Raw genomic sequence first — 24145 nt, 5'->3', positions numbered from 1 at the left:
TCCGGCCGTTACTCTTCCGGCCAGCCCGATTCGATCTGCTCCAGGACGTCGTCGGTCGAGGCGCCGTTCACCCAGTCGCGCATGCCCGTCCAGAACGTGCCGGCGCCGACTGCGGAGGGCATGAGGTCGGATCCGTCGAAGCGGAACGTCGTCTCCTCGTCCTGGAGGATCTCGATGGCCGCCTTGAGGATCGGGCTCTGCGCGTTCTCGGGGTCGAGCCCGTTGTTCGCGCTGATCACGCCGCCGAGCGAGACACGGGAGTTCGCCCACTCGGGGCTCGACAGGTACTCCTGCACCTTGATGACGTTCTCGTCGTCGCTGAACGCGCCGACGATCTCGCCGCCGCCCGTGATCATCTGGCCGGCGCCCGCGTCGACCGGGGGCAGCATGAACGCCCAGACATCGCCATCCTCGCCGACCTCGCCGCCGGCCTCGACGATGAAGCCGTCGAGGAAGGACGCCTGGTGCGTCAGGAGGCAGTCACCCGAGACGAGCGCGTTCGCCACGTCGCCGAAGGGCGTCGAGCCGATCGACGCCACGTCGCCGAAGCCCGCGTTGACGTAGTCGGGGTTGAGGAGGATCTCGGCCGTCGCGTCGAAGGCCTCCTTGATCTGCGGGTCGGTGAAGGGGACCTCGTTCGCGACCCACTGGTCGTAGACCTCGGGGCCGGCCTGGCGCAGGACGAGGTCCTCGATCCAGTCGGTGCCCGGCCATCCGGTCGCGGCGTCGGACCCGAAGCCCGCGCACCACGGCGGCTCGCCCGTCTCGTCGCGGATCTGCTGCGTGAGGTCGAGCAGGCCCTGCCAGTCGGTCGGAACCTCCCACCCGTTCTCCTCGAACACGCCGGGCTGGTACCAGATCCAGCCCTTCGCGTTCGCCATGAGCGGCGCGCCGTAGATCGTGCCGTCATGCGAGGCGTAGGTCTCCCAGTCCTCGGCCCAGTACTCGCGGAGGTTCGAGACCACTCCCTCGGGCGCCTCCATGAGGTAGCCGCGGCTCGCCATGTCGGACAGCAGGCCGGGCTGCGGGAAGATCGCGAGGTCGGGCGGGTTGCCGCCCTGCGCGCGAACGGCGATCTGCGCCTCGAACTCCTGCGAGCCCTCGTACACGATGTCGATGCCGCTCTCCTCCTCCCAGTCCGCCCAGGACTGCTCGAGGAGCTCCGCCTCCGCGTCGACGATCGTGCCGTAGACCGTGACCTGGGCGTCTCCGCCGTCGCCACCGCCCCCGTCTCCGCCGCCATCCGATGCTCCGGGGCCGCTCGTGCATCCCGCGAGAGCGAGACCGGCGATCCCCAGCCCGCTCGCCGCGAGGAGGATCCGCTTGCGTCCTGCAGTCTTCATCGTCTGCTCCTATCTCGAGCATCTTCTCTGTGGAAAGGCTGTGCCCTCCAAGCTAGGAGCCATAGGAGCGCTTCCACAATCACTTGACAGTCACGGACCCGTAACGTCCGCAGACGCACGAAGGCCCCGGGACGAACCCGGGGCCTTCGCGAAGAAGCTTCGAGAAGAAGACTTACTTGAGGGTGACGGTCGCGCCGGCGCCCTCGAGGGCCTCCTTGGCCTTGTCGGCCGTCTCCTTGTTGGCGCCCTCGAGGACAGCCTTGGGAGCGCCGTCGACGACAGCCTTCGCCTCGCCGAGGCCGAGCGAGGTGAGCTCGCGGACGACCTTGATGACCTGGATCTTCTTGTCGCCGGCAGCCTCGAGGATGACGTCGAACGAGTCCTTCTCCTCCTCGGCCGGAGCGTCGCCGCCCGCAGCCGGGGCGCCAGCGGCCGCAACGGCGACCGGGGCAGCAGCGGTGACGTCGAAGGTCTCCTCGAAGGCCTTCACGAACTCGCTGAGCTCGATGAGCGTGAGCTCCTTGAACGCGTCGAGCAGCTCTTCGGTGCTGAGCTTCGCCATGATGTTTCTCCTACTTTTTCGGGGTTTCGGGGTTGCTTCCGCGCAGCCTGATCAGGCTGCGGTCTCCTGCTTCTCGCGCAGCGCCTCGACCGTGCGAACGGTCTTCGACAGCGGCGCCTGGAAGAGGGCGGCAGCCTTCGACATCGAGGCCTTCATCATGCCCGCGACCTTGGCGAGCAGGACTTCGCGGCTCTCGAGGTCAGCGAGCTTGCTGACCTCCTCAGGGCTGAGGGCGGTGCCATCGAAGTAGCCGCCCTTCACCACGAGAAGAGGGTGTGCCTTGGCGAAGGCGCGCAGACCCTTGGCGACGGCGACGGGGTCGCCGTGCACGAAGGCGACGGCCGACGGACCCTTGAGGTCGTCGTCCAGCGCCGTGATCCCCGCGTTGTTCGCGGCGATCTTGGTCAGCGTGTTCTTCACCACGGCGTACTCCGCGTCCTGACGGATCGCGTTGCGGAGCTCCTTGAGCTCGGCAACCGTCAGACCGCGGTACTCGGTGAGCAGAACGGCGGTCGAGCTCTCGAACTGCTTCGTGAGCTCGGCGACCGATGCTTCCTTCTGCGCCATGGCCACTCCTTGATTGTCCTGAGGTGCTCCACGGAGGTGGGGCACCGGCCGCGCCACCCGCCCCGAACATGAGAAAGAGCTCCGGCGCAAGCGCACGGAGCTCGGTTCCCGTTCACACAGGATTCGTTCGTGACACCTGCGCAGGCCCCTGCAGTGCAGAGCTTCGATCGTCACGTGCTTGCGCACACGGCGATGACCGGCGGTCTTCGGCTCGGACCAGCGTACCCGACTCGAGAGCCTGGGCCAAATCGACGGAGCGGACCTTCCGCACCGAGTCCGCCGAACCCGCATGTCCGGTCGGGACGCCGTCAGGGGGCGGGGTTAGGGTCAAGAGGTGACCCCCGAACTCGCCGCCCGGATCGTCGCGGACTCCCGCGACAGGGTGGCCTGGCTTCGGGCGCGATCGCAGGGCATCACCGCGACCGACATCGCGACGATCACGAGCGAGCGGGTCATCCCCCGCGCCGCCGAGCAGAAGCTGCGCGGCTCGTCGTTCGGCGGCAACACGTACACCGACCACGGCCGGCGCCGAGAGCCCGAGATCGCCTCGTGGGTCGCCGCGACCCACGGCATCCAGCCATCCAGCGCCCTCTTCCACGCGACGATCGAGAAGCGCCATCTCGCAACCCCCGACGGGATCGCCGTCGACCAGAGCGGCCGCATCCTGCTCGCCGAGATCAAGACGACGAACAAGACGTGGCGCACCATCCCGCGCTCGTACCTCCGCCAGGTGTGGTGGCAGCAGCACGTGCTCGGCGCCGAGCGGACGCTCTTCGCCTGGGAGGAGCACCGCGACTTCCGGCCGCTGCACGACGAGCCGAAGTGCGTCTGGATCGACCGCGACGACGCGGAGATCTCGCGACTCGTGAAGCTCGCGACCGCCCTCATCGACGAGCTGTACCGACGCACGACGGGCAACGAGCCGCCGCGCCGGCCCGAGGCCGCCGCGACCGCGCCGCTCACTCCGCGCGAGCGCGCACTCCAGCGCTCCGCGTATCGGGCACTGGCCCTCGCCGACTGACGCGCCGCGTCGCACGCCCGGGGTGCCGGTGTGGCGGGTGGCCGCCGTGGGCGGCCGCGGTGGGTGGCTGCCATGCCTCACCCGCCGTGCCGTGTCATGTCTCACCCGCCGCCGTTATAGACGCCTCATACCGGCACCCAGCGAGACACGCACCGGCCGCCAACGCCGCATGTCTCACCCGCCACCGTCATCGGCACCCCATACCGGCACCAAACGAGACACGCACCGCACGCCCACGCGAACACCACACGCACCGACATCCGGGAATTAGTTGCGGTTTGTCAACGTTCTGGATATCGTTGACTTTCTTCAACTTCTGCATGCCGACGCCGTCATGCCAATCCGGACACGATCGCGAAAGGTGCGTATGAGCGCGCAACCCACCCCCGCACAGGCGCCCGCGGCGCGGATGTCCCGCCGCCAGGTGCTCGAGGCCCTCTCGGGTCTCCTCCTCGCCATGTTCTGCTCCATGGTCTCCACGACCGTGGTCGGCACGTCGCTGCCCATCATCGTCCCGGCGCTCGGCGGCACCCAGGAGTCCTACACCTGGGTCGTGACGATCACCCTCCTCACCACGGCGATTTCGACCCCGATCTGGGGCAAGCTCGCCGACCTCGTCAACCGCAAGACCCTCATGCTCATCGCCCTGGCGGTCTTCGTGCTCGCGAGCGCGGGTGCCGGGATGTCCACGAGCGCCGAGATGCTCATCGCCTTCCGCGCCCTCCAGGGCCTCGGCGGCGGCGGTCTGGCCGCGCTCAGCCAGGTGCTCATGGCCGACATCATCAGCCCGCGCGAGCGCGGCAAGTACATGGGCCTGTTCGCGGGCGTGATGGCTGTCGCGACGGTCGGCGGCCCGCTGCTCGGCGGCGTCATGACCGACACGATCGGATGGCGCTGGAACTTCTACGTCGGCGTCCCGCTGGGCATCATCGCGTTCGCCGTGCTCCTGCGGACGCTGCGGATCGAGCAGATCCGCGCGGCGAAGGTGCGCATCGACTACCTCGGCATCGTGCTCCTCAGCGTCTCGGCCGGTGTGCTCCTCGTCTGGATCACGAACGTGTCGGACTACGGATGGATCAGCTGGGAGACCGCATGGATGGTCGGCATCGCGCTGATCGCGGCCGTCGCGTTCGTGCTCGTCGAGCTCCGCGTCGCCGAGCCGCTCATCCCCCTCACCCTCTTCCGCAACCGCACCTTCACGCTCGCGGTGCTCGCGTCGATCTCGATCGGCGTGGCGATGTTCGGCACCTCCGTCTACCTCGGCCAGTACATGCAGATCTCCCGCGGCTACGGCCCGACCGAAGCGGGTCTGCTGACGATCCCGATGGCCGCGGGCATGCTCGTGGCGTCGGCCGTCGTGGGGCAGCTCGTCACGCGCTTCGGCCGCTGGAAGAGCTACCTCGTCGTGGGCGCCGTGCTCATGATCGCCGGAACGTGCCTGCTGTCGACGCTCGCGTACGACACGTCGCTGTGGCTCGTCGGCACGTACATGTTCCTGCTCGGAGCGGGCACCGGCATGACCATGCAGAACCTCGTCCTCGTCGTGCAGAACACGTCGAAGCCGCAGGAGATCGGCGTCGCCAGCTCGGGCGTCAACTTCTTCCGCACGGTCGGCGGCACCGCCGGCGTCGCCGTCATGGGCTCGGTGCTGGCGGCGAGCATGACCCAGCAGCTGACGGATCGCGCACAGGAGATCGGCGCCGCCGTGATGAGCCTGGGCGAGCAGGGCCAGGCCATCCTCGCCCAGCTCCAGTCGGGCGCGCTCCCGGTCACGCGGGACATGCCCGAGGCCATCGCCGTGATCATCGAGGACGCCTCGGCTCAGGCGATCTCGCACGCGTTCCTCATCGGCGTGCCCCTGGCCGTCCTGAGCCTCGTGGCGATCGCCTTCCTCCCGAACAAGCCCCTCACCCGGCAGAACAACATCGAGCGGATGCGCGCGCAGCGTCTCGAGGGCGATCTCGCGGTCGCGACCGCCGAGACGGGCTCCATCCCCGTGCACGTCGCAGATGACGGCGACGCGTCATCTGCGCGCAGCCGCTGAGACGATCCGAGAGAATGATCCCGTGACCGCCGACACCGCCCAGGACGCCGCGCCCCCGCGCGGACCCGGGCTCCCGCTTGCGGGGACGACGCCCGCCGAGGGCGTCTCCCCCGAGCAGGCGGAGGCCATCAAGTCGGTCGAGGCCGAGTTCAGCGAGCTGATGACGCACGTGCGGCGCATCATCCACGAGAACGCAGACCGCGTGTCCCCCGGGCTCAACCCCGGCGCCTACAAGGTGTTCACCGCGATCGTCCGGCACGGCCCGCTCAAGGCGTCGACGCTCGTCGAGCGGATGATGCTCGACAAGGGCCAGTTGAGCCGCACCGTGAAGGACCTGCAGGATCTCGGCCTCATCGCCCGCACACCGGATCCGAGCGATCGACGGGCGCATCTGCTCGAGGCGACCCCGCTCGGCATCGCGCGCCTCGAGGAGGCCCGCTCCCATCACGAGAGCCTGCTCTACGACACCCTCCTCGCCTGGGATGTCGAGCGCGTCCGAGACCTCGCTGGCCTCCTCCACGCGCTCACCAACGGGACGACGCCCGACCCCCGCTGAGCGTCGGGCCCTCAGTTCACCGAGCAGCTCGCCCCCGCCAGCGGCGGGATCGTCATCGTCACGCCGCTGCGCGTCGGCGACGTCCAGGTGGTCGTCCCCGTTCCGACGACACCGGTCGTGACGACGTCCGCCGAGAAGGATGACCCGAGCAGGAGGTTGCTGAGCCCGCCCAGAAGGTTCCCGAGAAGGGTGCCCGTGAACGTCGTCGTGTAGACGCCGTTCGCCACGGTGGTCGTCGGCGCCGCGGGGGTGGGCGAGCCCGCCACCGGTGTGATCGCGGTCGTCGTCCAGGACGCGTTCGCTGCAGAGTATCCCGAGTACGGCGCTCCGGCGTCGGGCCAGCGCCACGTGATCGTGAGGTAGACCGCCCCGGGGTTGAGCAGTGCAGGACGCGAGCACGTCACCCCCGTGATCGTCGGCGGCTGCAGGCGCAACGCCGTCAGCGTCGCGTTCGCGTGCTCGGTGTCCGTGAATGCTGCATCCGTCGCGGTCGCGGCAGGCGTGAGCGCGGCGCCGCCGAGCGCGGCGGCGAGGGCGAGTGCGGCGATCCGCCTGCGGAGCCGGGTCATCGCGGCGACCTCCGTGCGCGGCGGCCGCGGGCGAGCGCGGCAGCGCCTCCGCCCAGCAGCACGGCTCCGGCCGCAAGCAGGAGCGGTGCGGCAGATCCGCCCGTCGGCGACAGGTCGCGCTCGTCGTCCTGATCGACGAAGACCTCGTCACCGGCCGCGCGCACGTGGACCGAGACCTCCGCTTCGGCCGATTCGACGGCCGAGGGCGCCAGGCCCACGTCCAGCCGTACGAAAACGGGTTCCTCGGTGCCCGAGCTCCGCAGCCAGTCGGTGTCCCCGTCGAGCGGCAGCGCCCAGTCGGCGCGCAGGACCTCCGCCCCCTCAGGGCACTCCGCCCCCTGCCAGGCGACGCCGCACGTGGCGATATCAGCGACCAGGTCGAGCCCGCCCGTGCCGCGGACGCCGATGTCGAGCGTCCCGGGGTCGGGCGCGTCCACGGAGATCGCGAGCGTCCACGCGACGCTCTCCCCCGGCGCGAGCCGCGCCATCCGCTCCCAGTCCGCCGTCGACTCGATCCGGATGTGCTCGCCCTCGATCACCCGCGTCGTCGGAGCGGCGACGGCCGCCGTCGGCAGCGCGAAGGCCGCGACGACCGCCGCGAGGCAGAGAGCTCGACGCGGGGTCATCCGGTCCCCCTACCGTCAGGCGCGGGCTCTTCCCCCGCGCGCTCGGTGTCATCCGCCCGGCGGGGCCAGAAGGCCCAGCCGACGAGCAGGGCCGCCCCGATGGAGAGCCCGCCGAGCACACGCGGATCGCCGAAGGACGCGATGAGCGGCGCGATCCCGGGCACGGAGAAGAGCACGATCCGCGCCGTGGTGATCGCGTACGGCGCGACGTCGTCCTGCTCGTTCGCGTCGCCGCGCATCGTGATCACGCGCTCGTCGGCGCTCGCCCCCGGGTCGATCGAGGTGATGCGGTGCGTCACGGGCAGCTGGCCCTCGCGGTCCACGGTCACGACGTCGCCCACGTCGAGCGACGCGGCCGGCACACGCTGCACCACGGCGACGGAGCCGGAGGGGATGGTCGGAGCCATCGATCCCGTGCGGAACATGATGAGCGTGATGTCGAAGAGGTACGCGAGCACCACGAGCACGATGCAGACCGTGCCCGCGAGCGCCGCGAGGGTCAGGAGCACGTCGCCGAGGAAGCGCGCGGGCGTCCGCCGACGGATGCCCTGGGCCCGGCGGGCGCGGGCGTCGCGACGCGTCTGCGGAGGAGCGCTCATGCGAGGACGCTCACGAGGACGTCGCCGTGAACTGCCACGTCGGCGTCACGGAGGCCCCCTGCGCCGCGTTGGGCGCGGTCGACGGGAGCGTGACGGCGAAGCAGTAGTTGACGGTGCTCGCGCCGTTGGCAGACAGGCTCTGCGACGACGCGGCGTCAGCGCCGAGGGGCGAGCCCGACAGGATCACGGTCGCGGTCGATGCTCCGAACGTCGTCGCGTCGCACTGCGCCGCGGGAACCGTGCGGACGCCGTACGTGAGGTACTGACCGAGCCCTGTCGTGGCGTTGCTATCGGTCGCGGTGAGGAGGACGCTGCCCGCCACCGAGGGATTCACCGTGCGCACACTGAACAGCGCGTACGTCGTCGTGCCGGGCGTCATCGCGGTCGGCGCGACCTGGAAGTTCAGGACCGCGGCCGCGCCCGCACTCGCGTGCTCGGTGAAGGTCGTGCCGTTGGTCGCACCCACGATCCCGAACGTGCCCGCCGTGAGCGTCGCCGTCGTGTGCTCAGTGTCGTTCCACGCCGCCAGCGTCGCGGCGGCGCCGATGCCGAGCACGACGCCGCCTGCCAGCACCGCCCGCAGGCGACGCCACCGCAGCGCCCGCCGCCGCGCGTCGCGCGTGGCCTTGCGCGCCACGGGACTACTCCGACGTCGCCGTGAACGACCAGGTCGCCGTCGCGTCGCCGCCCTCCTCGAGCCCCGCCCCGGCCGTCACCTCGAAGCACAGCTGCACGGGTGCACCGGGCGCGGCGTCTCCCGCGGTGAGGGTCACGTCGGCACCTGCGGTCAGCGCGTTGAGCGTCGCGCCCGATGCGACGAGCGTGCCCGTCGCGGTCGCCGCGCTGCAGGTCGCGTCGGCGGCGATCGCGTACACCTCGTACGACAGGTTCGCCGCGTTCGCGCCCGTGGCCGCGACGGTGTCGGCGACGAGCGTCGCGTCGGAAGTCGTCGTGTCATCGAGCCGCACCCAGAACGGCGCGTAGACGACGTCGGTCGGCGACAGGTTCTCGGCGAGCGGCAGCGTGAAGGCGAGCGCCGCGCCGGGTGCCGTCTCGTGGTCCGCGTAGCCGTCCGTCGCGCTCGTCGTCGAGCCCTCCAGGTTGAACGCGCCGGCCCCGAAGGTCCCCGTCGCGAACTCCGAGTCGTTCCAGGCGGCCAGCGTGACGGCGGCGCCGACGCCGAGGACGAGTCCTCCGGCGAGGACGGCGAAGACCTTGCGGCGCCGGGTGTCGGTCGTGCTCATGTGTTGCCCCCTCGTGGTGCTGCCTGTACGGATATCGGTATTCGCGATATTCCAGAGTTGCATGAAATACGCGGCGCGCATAGCCCTCAGGCTGGGGGCCGGACACCCACGTGCGTCCGGGGCTGGAGACGACGAAGGCCCCGTCCGGAGACGGGGCCTTCGCAGGATGGGCGTGTTACGCGATCGCGTTGACGTCCAGCGGGATGCCGGGGCCGAACGTGGTCGACACCGCGCCCTTCTGGATGTAGCGGCCCTTCGAGCTCGACGGCTTGAGGCGGACGATCTCCTCGAGCGCTGCGCCGATGTTCTCGTTCAGCTGCTCGGCCGAGAACGAGGCCTTGCCGACGACGAAGTGCACGTTGGCGTGCTTGTCGACGCGGAACTCGATCTTGCCGCCCTTGATCTCCTCGACGGCCTTGGCCGTGTTGGGCGTGACGGTGCCGGTCTTCGGGTTGGGCATGAGGCCACGGGGGCCGAGCACCTTGCCGAGTCGACCGACCTGGCCCATGAGCTCCGGCACGGCGACAGCCGCGTCGAAGTCGGTCCAGCCGGCGGCGACCTTCTCGATGAGCTCGGCGCCGCCGACCTCGTCCGCACCGGCGGCGATGGCGGCCTCGGCGGCCGGGCCGTTGGCGAAGACGATGACGCGGGCGGTCTTGCCCGTGCCGTGCGGCAGGATGACCGTGCCGCGGACCATCTGGTCCGCCTTGCGCGGGTCGACCGAGAGCTTGAGCGCGACCTCGACGGTCGAGTCGAACTTCTTCGAGCCCGTCTCCTTCGCGAGCGCGACGGCCTCAGCGGGCGTGTAGAACTTGCCGGCCTCGATCTTCTCGGCGGCGGACTGGTAAGCCTTGGACTTGGTAGCCATGTTCGTTATCCCCCTCAGTCCTCGACCGTGATGCCCATGGAGCGGGCGGTGCCGGCGATGATCTTCGAGGCGGCCTCGAGGTCGTTCGCGTTGAGGTCGGGCTGCTTCGTCTTGGCGATCTCGGCGACCTGCTCCTTGGTGAGCTTCGCGACCTTGACCGTGTGCGGCGTGGACGAGCCCTTGGCGACGCCAGCCGCCTTCTTGATGAGCTCGGCTGCCGGCGGAGTCTTCAGCACGAACGTGAAGCTGCGGTCCTCGTAGACGGTGATCTCCACGGGGATGACGTTGCCGCGCTGCGACTCGGTCGCCGCGTTGTACGCCTTGCAGAACTCCATGATGTTGACGCCGTGCTGACCCAGGGCGGGTCCGATCGGCGGCGCCGGGTTGGCTGCACCGGCGTTGATCTGAAGCTTGATCAGGCCGGTCACCTTCTTCTTCGGTGCCATTTCCTCTTCCTCTCATCGAGTGGATGCCGGATGCATCCGCTCTCCCGCGCATCCGGCGGATCCGGATGGCGGTGTGTCGGCGCGCGCGAAAGCGCACGCAAACCACACAAGTCTACCGGATCGCAGAGCCGGCTGCATCGCCCTCGTCCGCGTATCGCGCGAGGAGTCGCTCGCCCAGTCGTCGCAGAGCCCGACGCACGTCATCCGGCTCGATCACCTCCGCGACGTCTGCCCACCCGGCGAGCTGCTCAGCCAGGGCATCCGCGCTCTGCGCGCCGACCTCGACGAGTGCGCTCCCGCCCTCGGCCCCTGGTTCCCGCGGGGCAGCCTGCACTCCGAAGCGGTCGCAGAGCGCCTTCACGGCCCACGGCTGCACGCGCACGATGGCTCGCACCTCGCCGCGCAGACGCTCGACCCGCTCCGTCATCCGCGTCCAGGCCTCCGCGGGATCGAATCCCGCGGGAGCCGCACCGGGCTCCTCGATCGCGTGCAGCTCGCGCATCCGGTCGACGCGGTAGGTGCGCAGACGGTCCTCATCGGCTGTCGTCTCCCCCGGGAGGCACGGGGCGGCGAGCAGATACCAGTTCGCGCCGCGGCTCCCGACGAGAAGGGGCACGAGGTCGAGGTGCTCCCCCGCCGACGCGCTCCCATACACAAGCCACACAAGGCGACGTCGTGCGATCGCCCGCTGCAGCTCCGCGACCGCGGACCGCGTGCGTCCGTCGTCGCGCTCGCCCCACGGCAGGTCCCGCACGGTCGCGGCGGCGACGAGCTGCGCTCCCTCGCGGAACGGGGCAGGCGCGGCCTGCACGAGCTTGCGGATGGCCGCTGTCCGCTCCGCCGAAGGAGAGCTGGACTGCGTCACGGCGATGACCAGCGCCGTCACCTCCCCCTCGGTCAGGCCGGTGAGGTCGGTGCGAGCACCGCCGATGAGCCGCCAGCCGCCGCCGCGGCCGCGGGTGGGGTAGATCGGCACCCCCGCCATCGCAAGCGCCTCGAGATCGCGCCGCGCGGTCGGCACAGAGACCTCGAGCTCCGCCGCGAGCTCCGCCGCGGTGATCTGCACGCGCCCCTGCAGCAGGAGGAGCGCCTGGATGAGCCGGTCGGCGCGGATGTGGACCCCGTTTCTGAAGTGATCAGAAGGTGATCACTTCACCGACGAGCATAGGGGAATCAGCCCCGATCGAGGAGGACATCATGTTCCGTGGTCTCGCCCAGCTCAACGTCGTCGCCGACGACATGAGCGCAGCCGTCGCGTGGTACACCGCCGTCTTCGGCACGCCGCCGTACTTCGTCCGCCCCGAGGAGGGGCCCACGCAGTATGCGGAGTGGCGCTTCGGCGACGACGACGACGAGTTCGCCGTCATGGACGCGCGCTTCCGCCCCGTCCTCCCCCAGCCGGGAGGCGCGCTCGCGAGCGTGCACGTCGACGACATCCGCGGCGAGGTCGATCGCCTCGTGGCGGTGGGCGCGTCGCCGTTCGACCCCGTGGTCCAGCGCGGCGAGGGGTGGTGGTCGGCGTCGGTGAGCGACCCGTTCGGGAACCTCATCGGCCTGATCCAGAGCCCGCACTGGGCCGCGCAGCACGCCCGCTGAACGGCGAACGCCCCGCCGGCGGGAGCCGGCGGGGCGTTCGCGACGCGCGAAGCGGGTCAGATCTTGGTGACCTGGTCGAACGAGAGCTCGACGGGCGTCTCACGCTCGAAGAGCGACACGAGCACCGTGAGCTTGCCGCTCTCGGGCTTGATCTCGCTGATGGAACCGGGAAGGCCGGCGAACGAGCCCTCCTTGATCGTGATCGTCTCGCCGATCTCGAAGTCGACCTCGGCCGGGATGACGCGAGCGGGGGCCGCCTGGCCCTTCTTCGACGCGCCCTTCGCGGCCTGCGCCTGCGCCTCCTTGAGCTCCGCGAGCGGCTTCAGCATGTTGAAGGCCTCTTCGAAGCGGAGGGGCGTCGGGTTGTGGGCGTTGCCCACGAAGCCCGTGACGCCCGGCGTGTGGCGCACGACCGACCAGGTGTCCTCGTTGAGCTCCATGCGCACGAGCACGTAGCCCGGGATGCGCACGCGCGTGACCATCTTGCGCTGGCCGTTCTTGATCTCGACGACGTCCTCCATCGGGACCTCGACCTGGTAGATGTCGTCCTCGACCTCGAGCGTCGACTTGCGCTGCTCGATGTTGGCCTTCACCTTGCGCTCGAAGCCCGCGTACGAGTGGATGACGTACCACTTGCCCTCGAGCGAGCGCAGCTCGCGGCGGAACGCCTCGTAGGGGTCGTCCTCGGCGTCCGACTCCTCGTCGTCGGCGTCGTCGCCGACCTCGGGTCCGTCGTACGGTGCGACCTCCTCGGCGGCAGCCGCCGCGGCCTCGTCGGCCTCCTCGGCCGCGGAGTCCGTGAGGACCTCGGCAGCGGCCTCGACCTCAGCGGCCTCGTCGATGTTCAGTGCGTCGTTCACGATCGCGTCGGCCTCCGGGTCGTCGATGTCGATGTCCTCGTCAGAGTCCTCGTCGAAGTCGCCCTCGACGTGCATGGCGTTGTGCTCGGCGGACGAGCTCGAGCGCTCCTCCTCGGCGAGGACGTTGCCCTCCTGGGCCTCGTCCTCTTCGCTCGACTGCTCAGCAGCCGTCGCCAGGTCGACGTCGTCGGCATACTTCTCAGACACGTGGTTTCTCTTCCGTTCCGGACGCCGAGAGGCGTCACGCAGACTTGCTCTCTCCATTGTGGCGCGGAGAGGGCATGCGCGTCATCCGACCGGCTGGATCAGCTCGGGACGCCGAAGACCACCGTCGTGACCCACGAGAACAGGTAGTCCAGGCCGTACACGAGGGCCATCATGATCACCACGAACCCCAGCACCACGGCGGTGAACTTCAGGAGCTCCTTGCGCGTGGGAGTGACGACCTTGCGGAGCTCGGCGATCACCTGGCGGATGAAGATCACGATGCGCGCGAAGAAGCCTGCCTTCTTGCCGCCGGTCGTGCCAGCCGCCGCGACGATCTCGCCGCCCGAAGCGTCGTGGGCCATGGGTTACCTTTCGTGAGTCAGCTGTCGCTGACGCGCAGGGCGGACAGGAATCGAACCTGCAACCTGCGGTTTTGGAGACCGCTGCTCTGCCAATTGAGCTACCGCCCTAGAGATCGTGCGATCTCAGGAATGCCCCTCCCCGACTGCCGTCGTGCACGAGGCACAGCGGAAGAATGCAGAGGAGCACTGCTTCATCCAGCATACGGCATGCCGATGGGCACCGCGAACCGAGGCGCGCCGTCCGCTCAGCGCGCGTCCGCGTGCTCGCGCGGAGCGTGGGCTTCCAGGAACGCGTACACGTCGGTCGTGTCGACCCCCGGGAAGGAGCCGGTCGGGAGCGTCGCGAGCAGGGTGCGCGGCGTCCGCACGTTCGGCCACGCGCCATCCCGCCACGCGGACTCGAGCTCGGCGGGCGGACGCCGACAGCAGGTCTCGACCGCGTGCCGCGACACGCCGCGCTGTGGCGTGTCGCGCCCCACGAACCACTTCGTGTCGTCGAAGCGCACGCCGACGCTCACCGAGTGCGCGCCCTGGCTCGAATGCTCCACGCGCGCCGTGCACCAGTAGGTTCCGTTGCCCGTGTCGGTGTACTGGTAGTACGGGTTGAACCGATCGTCGACGTCGAAGACGACGCGGCTCGTCCAGAGCCGACAGCACAGCTGCCCCTCGATCGACCCGAGGCGGTCGGTCGGGAAGTTGACGTCGTCGTTCTCGTAGGCCTTCGTGATCGTGCCCGACTCGTGCACCTTGAGGAAGTGGACGGGGATGTCGAGGTGCCGGGTCGCGAGGTTCGTGAACCGATGGGCTGCGCTCTCGTACGACACCGCATAGGCGTCGCGGAGGTCCTCGATGGAGATCGCGCGTCGCGCCTTCGCGTCGCGCAGCACGGGCACCGCGTGATCCTCCGGGATGAGCAGGGCGCCGGTCAGGTAGTTCTGCTCGACGCGCTGCCGCAGGAACTCCCGATAGTCCGAAGGCGCCGAGTGCCCGAGCACGCGGCTGGCGAGAGCCTGCAGCACCGCCGTGCGCGGATCGCCGCTCACCCGGTCGGAGAGGTAGAGCCGCCCGTGGCGGAGGTCGGCGACGCTGCGCGTGGTCTGCGGGAGATCGGGCACGTAGTGGAGCGTGAAGCCGAGATGCGCCGCGATGTCGCTCGCGGCGCGCTGCGTGAGCGGCCCTCCCGGGTGGTCGATCGCCGCGAGGAGCTCGCGCGCCTTCTGCTCGAGCTCCGGGAAGTAGTTGTCCTGCCGTCGCATGAGACGGCGCAGCTCGACGTTCGCGCGGCGCGCCTCCTCGGGCGTCGCCGAGCGCTCGTCATGCAGGCGGTCGATCTCGCCGGTCAGGCGGAGGATGGCTCGGAGCACGTCATCGGGGACGGCCTTGGGGATGCGGAAGGGCTCGATCCCGAGGGTCTGCATGCGCGGCGAGCGCAGCGCCCGCTCGAGCGCGATCTCCATGCCCGCCCGCTCGTCGAGCGCGTCGGCCTCGAGCAGCGCGTCGATGCCCACGCCGAGCGCCCTCGCGATCGTGCGCAGCATCGACAGGCGCGGCTCGCGCCGCCCGTTCTCGATCATCGAGAGCTGGCTCGGTGCGCGCCCGACCGACGCCGCGAGCGCATCGAGCGTCATGCCCCGCTCGGCGCGGAGCTGGCGGATGCGGCGCCCCACGGCGAGCGCGTCGGGCCCGTCCTCTTCGACTTCTTCTGCGGCGACCATGCGCCGATGATGCCACAGGACATCCGATCTGCAGAAGATCTCGTAAAATTCTCCTCTCGAACTTTCCCCGAATCGCTCGACTTTCTCGGATCGTTGTGTTCACGACAGCACGCGGCACCCGCCGCTCACCACGAGGAGCACGATGATGAGCACCCCCGAAGAGAACACGACCGCCGGTCGCCGCCCGGGCGACCAGACCCAGACGGCCGAGGAGCTCCGCCTCGAGTGGAGCGCCGATCCCCGCTGGAACGGCATCACGCGCGACTACACGGCCGAGGACGTCATCCGCCTGCGCGGCACCGTCCGCGAGGAGGCGACCCTCGCCCGCCGCGGCGCGGAGGTCCTGTGGGAGCGCCTGAACTCGGACGAGTACATCCGCGCGCTCGGAGCGCTCACCGGCAACCAGGCGGTCCAGCAGGTCCGTGCAGGGCTCAAGGCGATCTACCTCTCCGGATGGCAGGTCGCGGCAGACGCGAACCTCTCAGGGCAGACGTATCCCGACCAGTCGCTCTACCCCGCGAACTCCGTTCCGGCCGTCGTGCGCCGCATCAACAACGCCCTCCTCCGCCAGGACCAGCTCGAGCACGCCGAGGGCGAGGTGACCCGCGACTGGCTCGCCCCGATCGTCGCCGACGCGGAGGCCGGCTTCGGCGGCCCGCTCAACGCCTACGAGCTGGCGCACGCGATGATCCAGGCGGGCGCCGCCGGCATCCACTGGGAGGACCAGCTCGCGAGCGAGAAGAAGTGCGGGCACCTCGGGGGCAAGGTCCTCGTGCCGACGCAGCAGCACATCCGCACGCTCAACGCCGCGCGGCTCGCGGCCGACGTCGCGGGCGTGCCGACCATCCAGATCGCGCGCACCGATGCCCTCGCAGCCGACCTCCTGACGAGCGACGTCGACGAGCGCGACCGCGCGTTCACGACCGGCGAGCGCACGGACGAGGGCTTCTACCGCGTGCGCAACGGCATCGAGCCGGTGATCTCCCGCGGGCTCGCCTACGCTCCGTACGCCGACCTGCTCTGGGTCGAGACGGGGACCCCCGACATCGAGCTCGCCCGCGAGTTCGCGGCGGCGATCCACGCCGAGCACCCCGGCAAGATGCTCGCCTACAACTGCTCGCCCAGCTTCAACTGGCACCGCGCGCTGTCCGACAGCCAGATCGCGTCGTTCCAGGAGGAGCTCGCCGAGCTCGGCTACCGGTTCCAGTTCATCACCCTCGCCGGCTTCCACGCCCTCAACCACTCGATGTACCAGCTCGCGCGCGGCTACGCCGAGCGCGCGATGACGGCCTACGTCGAGCTGCAGGACGCCGAGTTCGCCGCCGAGGCCGACGGCTACACCGCCACCAAGCACCAGCGCGAGGTCGGCACCGGCTACTTCGACCACGTGTCGACCGCCCTCAACCCCTCGAGCGCCACCCTCGCTCTCGTCGGCTCCACCGAGGCCGAGCAGTTCCACTGATGCCGCACCCGGCTCAGGCCATCCGCTTCTCTTCCCTTCAGGAGTCATCATGATCATCACCGACATCGCCCCGCCCGCCGCCGACGAGCGCTACCGCGCGCGCACCGCCCCGTCGATCGAGGTCGCCGGCCGCCTCCACAAGCGCTTCGAGGAGATCCTCACCCCCGAGGCGCTCGCGTTCCTCGCCCAGCTGCACGAGCTCTTCGCAGGCGCGCGCTACGACCGTCTCGCCGATCGGATGCGGCGCGGCTACGAGATCGGCAACGGCCGGGACCCGCGCTTCCGCGAGGACACCGCGCGCATCCGCGAAGACGCCTCCTGGCGCGTCGCGGGCCCCGGGCCGGGTCTCGAGGACCGACGCGTCGAGATCACCGGCCCGACCGATCCGCGCATGACGATCAACGCGCTGAACTCGGGGGCCCGCGTGTGGCTCGCCGACCAGGAGGACGCGACGAGCCCGACCTGGCGCAATGTCATCGGCGGGCAGCTGTCGCTGCGCGACGCGATCCGCGGCGACCTCTCGTACACGAGCCCGGACGGCCGCCGCTACGAGGTCACCGCCGAGCGCACGCCCACGATCGTGATGCGCCCCCGCGGCTGGCACCTCGAGGAGCACCACCTGCTCTTCACCGACCGCCACGGGCGCACGATGCCCGCTTCGGGCTCGCTCGTCGACTTCGGCCTCTACGTCTTCCACAACGCCGAGCAGCTCATCGCCAGCGGCGCAGGCCCGTACTTCTACCTGCCGAAGATCGAGTCGGCGGAGGAGGCGCGCCTGTGGGACCACGTCTTCTCGTTCTCGGAGCAGTACCTCGGCATCCCGCACGGCACGATCCGCGCGACCGTGCTGATCGAGACGCTGCCGGCCGCGTTCGAGATGGAGGAGATCCTCTACGAGCTGCGCGACCACTGCGCGGGGCTCAACGCGGGCCGCTGGGACTACATCTTCTCGATCATCAAGACCTACCGCGGCCGCGGATCGCGCTTCGTGCTGCCCGACCGGAACGAGGTCACGATGACGGTCGACTTCATGCGCGCCTACACCGAGCTCCTCGTGCAGACGTGCCACCGGCGCGGCGCGTACGCGATCGGCGGCATGAGCGCGTTCATCCCCAACCGCAGGGACCCCGAGGCGAATGCGCGGGCGATGGAGAAGGTCGCGGCCGACAAGAAGCGCGAGGCAGCGGACGGCTTCGACGGCACCTGGGTCGCGCACCCCGATCTCATCCCCGTCGCCCAGGCGGAGTTCGACGCCGTGCTCGGAGACCGGCCGAACCAGCTCGAGCGCACCCGCGACGACGTCAGGGTGCGCGAGCGCCACCTGCTCAACCTGTGGATCGGGCGCGCGATCACCGACGAGGGCGTCCACGGGAACGTGTCCGTGGCCATCCGCTACATCGAGGCCTGGCTGCGCGGGCTCGGGGCCGTGGCGATCGACGGCCTCATGGAGGACGCGGCGACGGCCGAGATCTCGCGCTCGCAGATCTGGCAGTGGATCCGGCAGGAGCAGGTCACCGAGCAGGGCACGCCGATCACCCGCGAGTACGTGTCGGAGCTCGTCGACCGCGTGCTCGGCGAGGTCGAGCGCTCGGAGGGCGACCGCTTCGACGAGGCGGCCGAGGTCTTCCGCGACGTGGCCCTGAGCCCGACGTTCCGCGCCTTCCTCACGACGAAGGCCTACGCCGACCATCTCGTCGAGCGGGACTGACGTCCTGCGCCCGTGCGAGTCGGAGCCTCGGGCCTCCGGCTCGCACGGGCTTGACCAGGGCGAAGGAACGGCCGAGTTTTCGCCCCCTCGGCGAACGGCGCGCCCGCGTCGCGCCGACTACGCTGGGGGCGTGACCGACCGCGCACCGCTCTCTCGCAAGCTCTCCGCCATCGCCGAATCCGCGACCCTCAAGGTCGACGCCAAGGCGAAAGCCCTGAAGGCCGAGGGCAAGCCCGTCATCTCGTATGCCGCCGGCGAGCCCGACTTCTCGACGCCGCAGTTCGTCGTGGACGCGGCGGCCGAGGCGCTCCGCAACCCGGCGAACTTCCGCTACACCCCCGCCGCGGGTCTCCTCCCGCTGCGCGAGGCGATCGCCGCGAAGACCCTCCGCGACTCGGGCCTCGAGGTGTCGCCGAGCCAGATCGTCGTGACGAACGGCGGCAAGCAGGCCGTCTACCAGGCGTTCCAGGCCGTCGTGAACCCCGGCGACGAGGTGCTCCTGCCCGCGCCGTACTGGACGACGTACCCCGAGGCCATCCGTCTCGCCGACGGCGTCCCGGTCGAGGTCTTCGCGGGAGCCGACCAGGAGTACAAGGTCACCGTCGAGCAGCTCGAGGCCGCGCGCACGGAGCGCACGACCGTCCTCGTGTTCGTGTCGCCCTCCAACCCCACCGGCTCGGTCTACACCGCCGAGGAGACCGCCGCGATCGGCCAGTGGGCGCTCGAGCACGGCATCTGGGTGATCACCGACGAGATCTACCAGAACCTCGTCTACGAGGGCACGCGCGCCGTGTCGATCGTCGAGGCCGTCCCCGAGCTCGCCGGGCAGACCCTGCTGCTGAACGGCGTCGCGAAGACGTACGCCATGACCGGATGGCGCGTGGGCTGGATGGTCGGGCCCTCCGACGCGATCAAGCTCGCCGCGAACCTCCAGTCGCACCTCACGAGCAACGTCAACAACATCGCGCAGATCGCGGCGACCACCGCACTCAGCGGACCGCAGGACGAGGTCGAGGAGTTCCGCACGGCGTTCGACCGCCGTCGCCGCCTCATCGTCTCGGAGCTCGCGAAGATCGAGGGCGTCACCGTGCCGAACCCGCTCGGGGCGTTCTACGCGTACCCCGACGTGCAGGGCCTGCTCGGCCGCGAGTGGAAGGGGCGCCGCATCGAGACGTCGCTCGAGCTCGCCGACTTCATCCTCGACGAGGCCGAGGTCGCCGTCGTGCCGGGCGAGGCCTTCGGCCCGAGCGGCTACCTGCGCCTGTCGTACGCGCTCGGCGACGACCAGCTGCTCGAGGGCGTCCGGCGCCTCCAGGAGCTCTTCGCGTAACACTCCGTCGGTCGGCCCACCACGGTCCACGAGACTAGCCCCCGTCGTCGAGACCGGTGCTCCGAGCACCGGTTTCGACCACGGGGGCTAGTTTCGATGAAGTGCGGGTGGGACGGCGCTACAGCTCGACACCCACGAGGACGGGCTCGGGCTGCAGCACGATGCCGAACTCCGCCGCCACGCGGCTGCGGATGAAGCGCGCGAGCTCGGCGACCTCCCCGCCGGTGGCGCCGCCGCGGTTCGTGAGCGCGAGCGCGTGCTTGGTCGACACGCCCGCGCGCGAGCGCGGCAGGCGGAAGCCCTTCTCGATGCCCGAGTGCTCGATGAGCCACGCCGCGGGCACCTTCACGTCGGCGCGTGTGCTCACCACGCGCGGCAGGGCCCCGTCGTAGGACTCGAGCGGGATGACGACGACCGGGTCGAGATCCGGCTCGACGGGCCACCGCGGGCACTCGTCGGGCAGCGTGCGCGCGACCGACTCGGGCAGGATCGGGTTCTGGAAGAACGAGCCCGCGCTGTGCGTGTCGGCGTCGGGGTCGTCGAGGACCATGCCCTTGGACGCCCGGATCGCGAGGACGTGATCGCGGACCCACGCCAGCGAGACCGCCGCGTCCTCCGCGACGCCGAGGGCGCTGCGCAGCCGCGCATCGCGGATGGGCCGCTCGCCCGTGCCGACCTGCTCGAGCTCGAGCGTGAGCGAGAGGATGACCGCCTCCCGCTCGGGCACGGACCCGTAGTGGCGCTTGAGCACCGACGTGCGCGGGCCGAGCGCGAGGTCGGCGGCCGGCACCGTCGACACCTCGCCCGTGGACGCGTCGATGAGGTCGACCTCGACGAGCGTCTGGACGATCTCCTGCCCATAGGCGCCCACGTTCTGGATCGGCGCGGCCCCCGACGTGCCGGGGATGCCCGACATCGCCTCGATGCCCGCGAGCCCGTTCGCGACCGTCCAGGCGACGAGCTCGTCCCAGTTCTGGCCGGCCTCGACGCGCAGCCGGACGCGGCCCTCGCGTGCGCCGCCGACGACCTCGAAGCCGCGGGTGAGGATGCGGACGACCGTGCCGGGGAACGGCTCGTCCCCCATGAGCAGGTTCGACCCGCCGCCGAGGACCATCCACTCGCCGTCGTCGCTCCAGACGTCGCGCAGGGCCGCGACGAGCTCGTCGCGCGTGTGCGCGTCGATCATGCGCTCGGGCGCGGCGCCGACCCGCAGGGTCGTGAGCTGCGAGAGGGGGATGGGCGCGATCTCGCTCATGCGCGGCGCACGCGCACCTGCGCCTTGCCGAGCACGGTCGTGTCGGCGTGCGTCACGGTGAGGTCGATGCGCACGGTGTCGTCGGCGATCTGCCCGACCTTCGCGACGACCGAGACGTCGGCGCCGGTCTCGGCGTCCACGACGACGGGGCGCGTGAAGCGCACGCCGTACTCGGCGATCCGGCCGGTGTCGCCGAGCCACTCCGCGATCGTGCCGACCGCGAGGCCCATCGTCAGCATGCCGTGTGCGAGCACGCCGGGCAGGCCCACCGACTGGGCGACGTCGTCACGGTAGTGGATCGGATTGAAGTCGCCGGATGCCCCGGCATAGCGCACGAGGGACTCGCGCGTGAGGTGCACGGTGCGCTCGGCGACGACCTCGCCGACGGTGAGCTCAGACATCCGCGCTCTCCTCTCCCCCGACGAGCAGGACCGACGTCGCGGTGACGACGTGGCGCCCCTCGGCGTCGACGATCTCGGCGTCGCTCGTGATCATGGCGTTCGAGCCGACCGAGCGGATGCCCGTGACGGTCAGCTGCGCCGTGAGCTCGTCGCCCGCGACGATCGGGCGCGTGTAGCGGAAGCGCTGCTCGGCGTGGATCGTCCGCTCGAGCGCGATGCCGCTGTCGGGCTCGCCCAGCAGCTGCTGCAGCGTGTGGTCCTGGACGACCATCGCGAAGGTCGGCGGCGCGACGACGTCGGCGTAGCCGAGCGCGCGCGCGGCCTCCGGGTCGCGGTGCTGCGGCGCGTCGGCGAAGACGGCGCGCGCGAACTCGCGCACCTTCTCGCGACCCACCAGATACGGGGGCGTCGGCGGGAACTCTCGTCCGACCAGTTCGGGGTTCACAGGCACCCGGCCATCCTAACGAGGCCGCCTCCAGGCGCGGTCGGTAGACTGCCGCACGTGTCCCATCGTGTGAGCCCGCGTCGCGGGCGTGAGGAGGTCGTCGGCGCCGCTCGCGCCGACGACAGAGCCTGAGCGGTCGCCGCGCCCCTGCGCGGCCCGTCGCTCCGGCGCGCCCTTCTGCGGCGTGCCGTGCTCTCGCCATCCGCGCGAGACCTCACCACCCCCGCGAGACCGCGACCCGCTCGCGAGACCTCCTGCACGGCAGGCGGTCTCGCCGTCGGCCGGAGTCCCGCTGACACACGACGCCGCGCACGCACGCGGCCGCCTTCGAGGACCTGACATGAACACCCTGACCGAGCGCGACATCCGCGCCTCCTTCGTCAACGCCTCCCGCAAGGAGGTCTCCGACCTGACCCTCCCGGTCGACTTCGCCGAGCGCGACTTCGATCGGCTCGACTACCTCGGCTGGGCCGACCCGAAGCTCCCCCGACGCGCGTACGTCGTCGCGGAGCTCGGCGGGCGCCCCGTGGGCGTGCTCCTGCGCCAGGCCGAGCAGCGCACGGGCGCCCGCGCCCTGTGCTCATGGTGCGAGGACGTGACCCTGCCGAACGACGTGCAGTTCTTCGCGGCGCGCAAGACGGGCCCCGCCGGCCGCAAGGGCGACACGATCGGCACCCTGGTGTGCGCGAACTTCGGGTGCCCCGCCGCCGTGCGGAAGCTCCCGCCCCTCGCGTACCAGGGCTTCGACCGCGAGGCGGCGCGCGACGAGCGCATCCGCCGTCTCGGCGAGCACGTCCGGGCGTTCATCCGCGCGCTCGGCGTCGAGGGCTGACGCCGCCGGGGTCACCCCTTCGCGCGCGCGGCGCGGATGGCCTTCTGGGCCATCTGCGCCGCGATCACGACGAGGAAGACGGCGAAGAGGATGTTGCCGACCTGCGGGTCGACGAGGTTCGCGACCCACGTGCCGAGCGGCGCGGTCGCGCAGGCCGCGAGGCCCACGCCGACGGCGGCGGCGACGTCGACGTTGTGCTTGCGGATGTTCGCCACGGTGCCCGAGAGCGACGTCGGGATCATCATGAGCAGCGACGTGCCCTTCGCGACGAGGTCGCTCATCCCGAAGAGCAGCATGAGGACGGGCACGACGACGATGCCGCCGCCGACGCCGATGAGCCCCGACACGATGCCGGTCACGAGGCCGAGCACGACGAGGCCCGCGCCGCTCCAGACGTCGATCTCGAGCACGGCGTCGCGCGAGGGCACGATGAGGAAGAGGCTGATCATGACGACGACGAGGAAGCCGACGAAGATCCACCGGAGCACGGGCTCCGACAGCGCGTGGAGCATCCGCACGCCGATCTGCGCACCGAAGACGGCGCCCGCGGCGATCAGCAGCGCCGCGATCCAGTCGACGTCGCCGTTCACGGCGTAGGAGATGACGCCGACGATCGCCGTCGGGATGATCGCCGCCGACGACGTGCCCGCGCCCAGGCGCTGCGTGAAGCCGACGAGGAGCACGAGCAGGGGGACGATGACCGTGCCGCCGCCCACGCCGAAGAGCCCGGACAGGAAGCCCGCGAGCGCGCCGATCCCGACGAACGCCGCGATCGCCCCCGCGCCGCGGCGGCGCACCTCGGTCACTGCGCCGACCCGATCGCCGACACCGCGCCATCCCTCGTCATCCGTCCGTGAGCCATCCGTCCACGCTACCAACGGCATGTTTCCGGCGATGACGCGCGGGCCGCGCGCGGCGTCAGCGCAGCGCGCGGACGAACACCGCGGAGTCGCGGGCGCTCTCGACGCGGGTGAACCCCAGGCGCGGGTAGAACGCGAGCGCGCCCGTGTTCGCGGGATCCGCGGCGAGGTGCACACCCGGCACCCCGCGCTCGCGCAGGGCGTCGAGCAGCGTCTCGACGAGGCGCCGCCCCCACCCCTGTCCCTGCAGCTCGGGCAGCAGGTCGATGTGGAGATGCGCGGGATGGGCGGCGAGATGCGGCTGGTCCTCGGGGCCCCGGCGATGCGCGTACCGGAGGAGGTCGGCTTCGCGCCCCGGACGATCGCCGGGGTCGGGAAACCGCGCGGCGCGCGGCGGCCACCACGTATCGCGGAACCAGGTCTCGAAGGCGGTCGTGTCGGGCGCGCACACGATGTAGCCGGCCGCGCGCCCTCCCGACTCGACGACGAGGGCGAGATCGGGGTGTCGGTCGACGTACGGATACAGGAAGAGCTCGGGCCACAGCGCGTCGTCGCCGAGGAGGCCGGTCGCGTCGCCGCCCGCGTCGGCGGTGCGCACGCACACCTCGCCGAGTGCTGCGCGATCGGAGGGACGGTACGGACGCATCAGCGCGGCGGGTTCGCTCAC

The 24145-nt window shown here is 70.7% G+C and carries 27 protein-coding genes and 1 tRNA gene; 8 read left to right on the top strand and 20 right to left on the bottom strand.

Annotation, left to right across the window (positions count from 1 at the left end; genetic code table 11):
* Window positions 1–8 precede the first annotated feature (8 nt).
* The 3 genes from GC092_RS03370 to rplJ all read right to left on the bottom strand — a co-directional run bounded on the left by GC092_RS03370 (window position 9) and on the right by rplJ (window position 2472).
* Window positions 9–1343, bottom strand: coding sequence for an ABC transporter substrate-binding protein (locus GC092_RS03370; protein WP_324014098.1), 1335 nt, complete (start codon window positions 1341–1343; stop codon window positions 9–11).
* Window positions 1344–1515: 172 nt separating this feature from the next.
* Window positions 1516–1905 (bottom strand): 50S ribosomal protein L7/L12, encoded by a 390-nt coding sequence (gene rplL, locus GC092_RS03365; RefSeq protein WP_271173630.1) that lies wholly within the window; start codon window positions 1903–1905, stop codon window positions 1516–1518.
* A 51-nt stretch (window positions 1906–1956) separates the two neighbouring features.
* A complete protein-coding gene (gene rplJ, locus GC092_RS03360) occupies window positions 1957–2472 on the bottom strand; it encodes a 50S ribosomal protein L10 (protein WP_271173631.1) in 516 nt (171 codons plus the stop codon).
* Window positions 2473–2806: 334 nt separating this feature from the next.
* Between rplJ and GC092_RS03355 the strand changes: the two genes are divergently transcribed.
* The 3 genes from GC092_RS03355 (at window position 2807) to GC092_RS03345 (ending at window position 6093) form a co-directional block, all read left to right on the top strand.
* On the top strand, window positions 2807–3493 hold the full coding sequence (locus GC092_RS03355) for a YqaJ viral recombinase family protein (protein ID WP_324014097.1): 687 nt from the start codon (window positions 2807–2809) through the stop codon (window positions 3491–3493).
* A gap of 367 nt (window positions 3494–3860) precedes the next feature.
* Window positions 3861–5537, top strand: a complete 1677-nt coding sequence (locus tag GC092_RS03350) for a DHA2 family efflux MFS transporter permease subunit (protein ID WP_324014096.1) — start codon at window positions 3861–3863, stop codon at window positions 5535–5537.
* Window positions 5538–5559: 22 nt separating this feature from the next.
* On the top strand, window positions 5560–6093 hold the full coding sequence (locus GC092_RS03345) for a MarR family winged helix-turn-helix transcriptional regulator (RefSeq protein ID WP_271173634.1): 534 nt from the start codon (window positions 5560–5562) through the stop codon (window positions 6091–6093).
* Between the two features lie 11 nt (window positions 6094–6104).
* On the opposite strand, the gene GC092_RS03340 is transcribed toward GC092_RS03345, so the two are convergent.
* The 8 genes from GC092_RS03340 to GC092_RS03305 all read right to left on the bottom strand — a co-directional run bounded on the left by GC092_RS03340 (window position 6105) and on the right by GC092_RS03305 (window position 11541).
* Window positions 6105–6662 (bottom strand): hypothetical protein, encoded by a 558-nt coding sequence (locus GC092_RS03340; RefSeq protein WP_324014095.1) that lies wholly within the window; start codon window positions 6660–6662, stop codon window positions 6105–6107.
* On the bottom strand, window positions 6659–7288 hold the full coding sequence (locus GC092_RS03335; protein WP_324014094.1) for a hypothetical protein: 630 nt from the start codon (window positions 7286–7288) through the stop codon (window positions 6659–6661). Before GC092_RS03335 ends, GC092_RS03340 begins: the two co-directional genes overlap by 4 nt.
* Window positions 7285–7887 carry a signal peptidase I gene (locus tag GC092_RS03330; RefSeq protein WP_324014093.1) on the bottom strand — a complete coding sequence of 201 codons (603 nt, stop codon included), beginning with the start codon at window positions 7885–7887 and terminating at the stop codon, window positions 7285–7287. Before GC092_RS03330 ends, GC092_RS03335 begins: the two co-directional genes overlap by 4 nt.
* 10 nt (window positions 7888–7897) lie before the next feature.
* A complete protein-coding gene (locus GC092_RS03325) occupies window positions 7898–8524 on the bottom strand; it encodes a SipW-dependent-type signal peptide-containing protein (protein ID WP_324014092.1) in 627 nt (208 codons plus the stop codon).
* Between the two features lie 4 nt (window positions 8525–8528).
* Entirely contained in the window at window positions 8529–9131 is a 603-nt protein-coding gene (locus tag GC092_RS03320; protein ID WP_324014091.1) for a SipW-dependent-type signal peptide-containing protein, read from the bottom strand.
* Window positions 9132–9306: 175 nt separating this feature from the next.
* Window positions 9307–9999, bottom strand: coding sequence for a 50S ribosomal protein L1 (gene rplA / locus GC092_RS03315; protein ID WP_271173640.1), 693 nt, complete (start codon window positions 9997–9999; stop codon window positions 9307–9309).
* Window positions 10000–10013: 14 nt separating this feature from the next.
* The gene (rplK, locus tag GC092_RS03310; protein WP_271173641.1) at window positions 10014–10445 is read right to left on the bottom strand and encodes a 50S ribosomal protein L11; all 432 of its coding nucleotides are present in this window, start codon (window positions 10443–10445) and stop codon (window positions 10014–10016) included.
* Between the two features lie 112 nt (window positions 10446–10557).
* Window positions 10558–11541: a helix-turn-helix transcriptional regulator gene (locus GC092_RS03305; protein WP_324014835.1), complete on the bottom strand. Its 984-nt coding sequence runs from the start codon at window positions 11539–11541 to the stop codon at window positions 10558–10560.
* A gap of 101 nt (window positions 11542–11642) precedes the next feature.
* Here GC092_RS03305 and GC092_RS03300 point away from each other — a divergent pair, with 101 nt between their 5' ends.
* On the top strand, window positions 11643–12041 hold the full coding sequence (locus GC092_RS03300; protein WP_324014090.1) for a VOC family protein: 399 nt from the start codon (window positions 11643–11645) through the stop codon (window positions 12039–12041).
* Between the two features lie 56 nt (window positions 12042–12097).
* Here the strand turns inward: GC092_RS03300 and nusG are convergent, their stop codons facing one another.
* The 4 genes from nusG to GC092_RS03280 all read right to left on the bottom strand — a co-directional run bounded on the left by nusG (window position 12098) and on the right by GC092_RS03280 (window position 15185).
* Window positions 12098–13108 carry a transcription termination/antitermination protein NusG gene (nusG, locus tag GC092_RS03295; protein WP_271173642.1) on the bottom strand — a complete coding sequence of 337 codons (1011 nt, stop codon included), beginning with the start codon at window positions 13106–13108 and terminating at the stop codon, window positions 12098–12100.
* 98 nt (window positions 13109–13206) lie between these two features.
* Entirely contained in the window at window positions 13207–13470 is a 264-nt protein-coding gene (gene secE, locus GC092_RS03290) for a preprotein translocase subunit SecE (RefSeq protein WP_271173643.1), read from the bottom strand.
* Window positions 13471–13505: 35 nt separating this feature from the next.
* Window positions 13506–13578, bottom strand: a tRNA-Trp gene (locus GC092_RS03285).
* Between the two features lie 137 nt (window positions 13579–13715).
* Window positions 13716–15185 carry a helix-turn-helix domain-containing protein gene (locus GC092_RS03280; RefSeq protein WP_324014089.1) on the bottom strand — a complete coding sequence of 490 codons (1470 nt, stop codon included), beginning with the start codon at window positions 15183–15185 and terminating at the stop codon, window positions 13716–13718.
* Between the two features lie 145 nt (window positions 15186–15330).
* Here GC092_RS03280 and aceA point away from each other — a divergent pair, with 145 nt between their 5' ends.
* The 3 genes from aceA (at window position 15331) to GC092_RS03265 (ending at window position 19685) form a co-directional block, all read left to right on the top strand.
* Window positions 15331–16647 (top strand): isocitrate lyase, encoded by a 1317-nt coding sequence (gene aceA / locus GC092_RS03275; protein WP_271173645.1) that lies wholly within the window; start codon window positions 15331–15333, stop codon window positions 16645–16647.
* Between the two features lie 49 nt (window positions 16648–16696).
* Window positions 16697–18355: a malate synthase A gene (gene aceB, locus GC092_RS03270; RefSeq protein ID WP_324014088.1), complete on the top strand. Its 1659-nt coding sequence runs from the start codon at window positions 16697–16699 to the stop codon at window positions 18353–18355.
* A 130-nt stretch (window positions 18356–18485) separates the two neighbouring features.
* Window positions 18486–19685 (top strand): pyridoxal phosphate-dependent aminotransferase, encoded by a 1200-nt coding sequence (locus GC092_RS03265; protein WP_324014087.1) that lies wholly within the window; start codon window positions 18486–18488, stop codon window positions 19683–19685.
* Between the two features lie 118 nt (window positions 19686–19803).
* Here GC092_RS03265 and GC092_RS03260 read toward each other — a convergent pair whose 3' ends face one another.
* The 3 genes from GC092_RS03260 to GC092_RS03250 are packed head-to-tail and all read right to left on the bottom strand — an operon-like array spanning window position 19804 to window position 21792.
* Window positions 19804–20940 carry a UDP-N-acetylmuramate dehydrogenase gene (locus GC092_RS03260; RefSeq protein ID WP_324014086.1) on the bottom strand — a complete coding sequence of 379 codons (1137 nt, stop codon included), beginning with the start codon at window positions 20938–20940 and terminating at the stop codon, window positions 19804–19806.
* A complete protein-coding gene (locus GC092_RS03255; protein WP_324014085.1) occupies window positions 20937–21341 on the bottom strand; it encodes a MaoC/PaaZ C-terminal domain-containing protein in 405 nt (134 codons plus the stop codon). Before GC092_RS03255 ends, GC092_RS03260 begins: the two co-directional genes overlap by 4 nt.
* Window positions 21334–21792, bottom strand: coding sequence for an FAS1-like dehydratase domain-containing protein (locus tag GC092_RS03250; RefSeq protein ID WP_282979475.1), 459 nt, complete (start codon window positions 21790–21792; stop codon window positions 21334–21336). The genes GC092_RS03255 and GC092_RS03250 overlap by 8 nt, the downstream gene beginning before the upstream one ends.
* Before the next feature lie 334 nt (window positions 21793–22126).
* On the opposite strand from GC092_RS03250, the gene GC092_RS03245 reads away from it, so the two are divergent.
* Complete coding sequence (locus tag GC092_RS03245) at window positions 22127–22618, top strand: FBP domain-containing protein (RefSeq protein ID WP_282979476.1); 492 nt, start codon at window positions 22127–22129, stop codon at window positions 22616–22618.
* Window positions 22619–22629: 11 nt separating this feature from the next.
* Here GC092_RS03245 and GC092_RS03240 read toward each other — a convergent pair whose 3' ends face one another.
* On the bottom strand, window positions 22630–23424 hold the full coding sequence (locus tag GC092_RS03240; protein WP_282979478.1) for a sulfite exporter TauE/SafE family protein: 795 nt from the start codon (window positions 23422–23424) through the stop codon (window positions 22630–22632).
* 112 nt (window positions 23425–23536) lie between these two features.
* Window positions 23537–24145, bottom strand: coding sequence for a GNAT family N-acetyltransferase (locus tag GC092_RS03235; protein ID WP_324014084.1), 609 nt, complete (start codon window positions 24143–24145; stop codon window positions 23537–23539).

It is taken from the genome of Microbacterium sp. JZ37, from assembly GCF_035188445.1.
In the GTDB taxonomy this organism is placed as follows: Bacteria; Actinomycetota; Actinomycetes; order Actinomycetales; family Microbacteriaceae; genus Microbacterium; species Microbacterium barkeri.
The sequence above is the reverse complement of the archived record's forward strand: the minus strand, read 5'-3'. Positions and strand labels throughout refer to the sequence as shown.

Excerpts from the sequence above, each read along its gene's own strand:
- GC092_RS03340 (WP_324014095.1), bottom strand. The coding sequence starts at position 6,662 with ATGACCCGGCTCCGCAGGCGGATCGCCGCACTCGCCCTCGCCGCCGCG.
- GC092_RS03300 (WP_324014090.1), top strand. The coding sequence starts at position 11,643 with ATGTTCCGTGGTCTCGCCCAGCTCAACGTCGTCGCCGACGACATGAGC.
- GC092_RS03245 (WP_282979476.1), top strand. The coding sequence starts at position 22,127 with ATGAACACCCTGACCGAGCGCGACATCCGCGCCTCCTTCGTCAACGCC.
- GC092_RS03335 (WP_324014094.1), bottom strand. The coding sequence starts at position 7,288 with ATGACCCCGCGTCGAGCTCTCTGCCTCGCGGCGGTCGTCGCGGCCTTC.
- rplA (WP_271173640.1), bottom strand. The coding sequence starts at position 9,999 with ATGGCTACCAAGTCCAAGGCTTACCAGTCCGCCGCCGAGAAGATCGAG.
- GC092_RS03260 (WP_324014086.1), bottom strand. The coding sequence starts at position 20,940 with ATGAGCGAGATCGCGCCCATCCCCCTCTCGCAGCTCACGACCCTGCGG.
- rplL (WP_271173630.1), bottom strand. The coding sequence starts at position 1,905 with ATGGCGAAGCTCAGCACCGAAGAGCTGCTCGACGCGTTCAAGGAGCTC.
- rplK (WP_271173641.1), bottom strand. The coding sequence starts at position 10,445 with ATGGCACCGAAGAAGAAGGTGACCGGCCTGATCAAGCTTCAGATCAAC.
- aceA (WP_271173645.1), top strand. The coding sequence starts at position 15,331 with ATGAGCACCCCCGAAGAGAACACGACCGCCGGTCGCCGCCCGGGCGAC.
- secE (WP_271173643.1), bottom strand. The coding sequence starts at position 13,470 with ATGGCCCACGACGCTTCGGGCGGCGAGATCGTCGCGGCGGCTGGCACG.
- rplJ (WP_271173631.1), bottom strand. The coding sequence starts at position 2,472 with ATGGCGCAGAAGGAAGCATCGGTCGCCGAGCTCACGAAGCAGTTCGAG.
- GC092_RS03350 (WP_324014096.1), top strand. The coding sequence starts at position 3,861 with ATGAGCGCGCAACCCACCCCCGCACAGGCGCCCGCGGCGCGGATGTCC.
- GC092_RS03330 (WP_324014093.1), bottom strand. The coding sequence starts at position 7,887 with ATGAGCGCTCCTCCGCAGACGCGTCGCGACGCCCGCGCCCGCCGGGCC.
- aceB (WP_324014088.1), top strand. The coding sequence starts at position 16,697 with ATGATCATCACCGACATCGCCCCGCCCGCCGCCGACGAGCGCTACCGC.
- GC092_RS03280 (WP_324014089.1), bottom strand. The coding sequence starts at position 15,185 with ATGGTCGCCGCAGAAGAAGTCGAAGAGGACGGGCCCGACGCGCTCGCC.
- GC092_RS03320 (WP_324014091.1), bottom strand. The coding sequence starts at position 9,131 with ATGAGCACGACCGACACCCGGCGCCGCAAGGTCTTCGCCGTCCTCGCC.
- GC092_RS03255 (WP_324014085.1), bottom strand. The coding sequence starts at position 21,341 with ATGTCTGAGCTCACCGTCGGCGAGGTCGTCGCCGAGCGCACCGTGCAC.
- GC092_RS03370 (WP_324014098.1), bottom strand. The coding sequence starts at position 1,343 with ATGAAGACTGCAGGACGCAAGCGGATCCTCCTCGCGGCGAGCGGGCTG.